The organism is Tahibacter sp., from assembly GCF_035481375.1.
Taxonomy (GTDB): Bacteria; Pseudomonadota; Gammaproteobacteria; order Xanthomonadales; family Rhodanobacteraceae; genus Tahibacter.
Genome location: NZ_DATIGT010000278.1, coordinates 1 through 2,587, shown reverse-complemented (window position 1 = coordinate 2,587; position 2,587 = coordinate 1). Strand labels below are relative to the sequence as shown.

General features: G+C 65.7%; 3 protein-coding genes. 1 reads left to right on the top strand and 2 read right to left on the bottom strand.

Annotated features, from left to right (window positions below):
• Positions 1–2: 2 nt before the first annotated feature.
• Entirely contained in the window at positions 3–908 is a 906-nt protein-coding gene (locus tag VLF18_RS18350; protein WP_325281073.1) for a hypothetical protein, read from the bottom strand.
• Between the two features lie 135 nt (positions 909–1,043).
• On the bottom strand, positions 1,044–1,616 hold the full coding sequence (locus VLF18_RS18345; protein WP_325281072.1) for a YdeI/OmpD-associated family protein: 573 nt from the start codon (positions 1,614–1,616) through the stop codon (positions 1,044–1,046).
• Positions 1,617–1,759: 143 nt separating this feature from the next.
• Here VLF18_RS18345 and VLF18_RS18340 point away from each other — a divergent pair.
• Positions 1,760–2,587: ferritin-like domain-containing protein (locus VLF18_RS18340; RefSeq protein ID WP_325281071.1), on the top strand; the 828-nt coding region annotated here is incomplete at its 3' end.

The window sequence follows — 2,587 nt, the reverse complement described above, 5'->3', positions numbered from 1 at the left end:
GTTCAGCGAGGAATGAAACACGTCGTCGTGTTGTTGCTCGGCGTCCAGACACAGTTGACTTGGCCTTCGCCTTGACCGCTGCCACTGGTGATGGTTATCCCGAGCGACCGCATGTACTCGATGAACTCGGCCATGTTGTGGTCATCGCCGGGTCCAAAGTACCAGCGCCCGGAGTACGAAATCCCTTCTCCCGCAGGATCAGGAAGGGCATGTCCGGTGCTGTCGCGCGCGCTACCTGGGACGTATTGGGGGATCTGGCCGAGGGTCAGGAGGAAACTCACCTTTGAGCCATCATGGAACTCGACGTCGATCGTCAGATATACGCCCTGCTTCATCGCCAGGTAGGCGTCCACATGCGCCGCGATGGCGGCCAACGCATGACCCAACGTACTGGAGGCACCAGTGCCGGGCGTGGAGAATATCTCCGGCGTGTTCACAAGATCTTGAATGTTGCCGCGCAATGCAGAATCTATCTGGAAGTCATGCGCTGTCGGCTTTCCGGGATAGTAGGAGTTGTACGTGATCCCGCCGATGTTCGACGTGAAATCCCCCTTGAACGTGCCATTGGTCTGCCGCCAGACCTCGCTCATGGCGGTAGCGACGGTAGCGAGGTCGCCATCGACGGGCAGTTCCTCGGTCTGCAGGTTGCAGATCGTTTTCATGCCGCCGGCCTTGGTTCCGGGATCGGCGCTGTTCGGCGCGGAACCGCAATAGTTGAGATACCGCTTGATATTGCCGGTGGCCGGGTCCCACACGATGTGAGCCGCTGAACTCGCGCCCAGCGTGCGAGCCATGTTGTACATCTGCGTGTCGTCACAGTTGACGCACTTTGCCGTCGAGGCCGTAGCCGTATTCGCGCCGATCATGCCCATGAGGCAAACGAGGGCAGCTCTTACTACCTTGGTCATCCAACACTCCATTGTTAACGCACTTACCCCCTGAGGGGAGAAAGTATGCAACATGCCTCATGTATACCTATCCATTCATCAGGGTACAGTCTATCGACGTTGTCCGTTTAGCATGGAGTTAGAGCTTCGCACCGGTCACCGCCGCGTGAACTGCGCCAGCGTCTCGCCGCGTTCGCAATGCTCGATCAATTGCTGCAGCCGTCGCACGCGCGTCGGCTCCTGCTTCGCGCCGACGATCCAGTTGCAGCACGCGCGGCGATACGACGGCGGCTGCGTATCGAAGAACGCGGCAGCGGCCGGATTCGCATCGAGCACCGCGCGGCGTTCCGGCGGCAGCGCGTCGATGCGCCGTTCGTAGCTGTAGACCGCCGAGCGATCCTCGCGGCGCGCAGCGAATGCGGCGCGGCCGGCCGCCTCGACGCGGCCTTCGGCCTCGAGTTCGCCGATGCGGCGCACGTTGACGTTGCTCCAGATGCTCCCGTCGCGCCGCGGCGTGAAGCGGATGCGGTAGCGCGTCTCGTCGACGCGCTGGCGCACGCCATCGATCCAGCCGTAGCACAGCGCCTCGTCGACCGACTGCGGCCAGGTCAGGCTGGGCTCGCCGCTGCCGACCTTGTGGTAGCCGACCCAGAGTTCGGCCGCCTTCGCATGGTTGCTCTTGAGCCAGCGCCGGAACTCGGCCGGCGAGCGGAAATATCGGGCGTCCATCGCAGGTCTCCGGTCGATCGCGCCGATAGTACGGCGCGGCCGCCCGATTCTCGCCCCAACCTGTCCTATATCGTCGCGATTGCGCCCGCAGCCTGCCGGCGACCGCGTTCATCGTCGCGCTTCCCTTCCGACGGAGCGTCGACATGACCTTCCTCAGACCGGCCGCGCGCCCATGGCAGGCGACCGACTTCGAATACGCGCGCACGAATCCGGAACGCTACGACGACGCGCTCGTGCTGATCCTGCGCACGACCGCGCTCGTCGAATCGCGCGCCGACCAATACGGCGACTACCTGCGCGCCGTGTTCGCGGCGCGCGGCGACGACTGGCGCGCCGCGATCGATGCATGGAACCGCGAGGAGCGCGAACACGGCCGCGCGCTGCGCCGCCTCTGCGACGCGATCGGCGGCAGCTTCGCGTTCGAGCCGGCGATGGACGCCTACGTGCGCGGCGTCGCGTACCACGACTGCGACGGCGCTTCGGTGCGCGGATCGATAGCCGGCGAACTCGTCGCGCGCTGCATCGTCGAGGCGCTCGCGAGCACGTTCTACCGCGTGCTGCGCGACAGTTGCGGCGACGAGACCGGGCGCGCCGTGCTGCACGCGCTCGCGCTCGACGAGGCGCGTCACTACGGCATGTTCGCCGCGCTGCTCGCCGACGAACAGCAGCGCCGGCCGATGCGCCTGTGGCAGCGTCTTCGCATCGGCATCGGCCGCATGCTCGAACTCGGCGACGACCAGATCCTGTTTGCCGCCTGGGTCGTCGACGACGACGCGGAACGCCGCTACCGGCGGCGGACCGAGGCGAACCGCTACGACGCCGCGCTGTATGCGCGCTATCGCTATGAACATCTCCACTTTGCCGCACGCCTGATCTGTCCGGTGCTGTTCGCCAGCCGCAGCGACGCGCTCGCGCGCGCGTTCGCCGCAGGGCTCTGGCTCGGCGTGCGCCGGCGCGCGCTCGCGAGCCGC

Excerpts from the sequence above, each read along its gene's own strand:
- VLF18_RS18350 (WP_325281073.1), bottom strand. The coding sequence starts at position 908 with ATGACCAAGGTAGTAAGAGCTGCCCTCGTTTGCCTCATGGGCATGATC.
- VLF18_RS18345 (WP_325281072.1), bottom strand. The coding sequence starts at position 1,616 with ATGGACGCCCGATATTTCCGCTCGCCGGCCGAGTTCCGGCGCTGGCTC.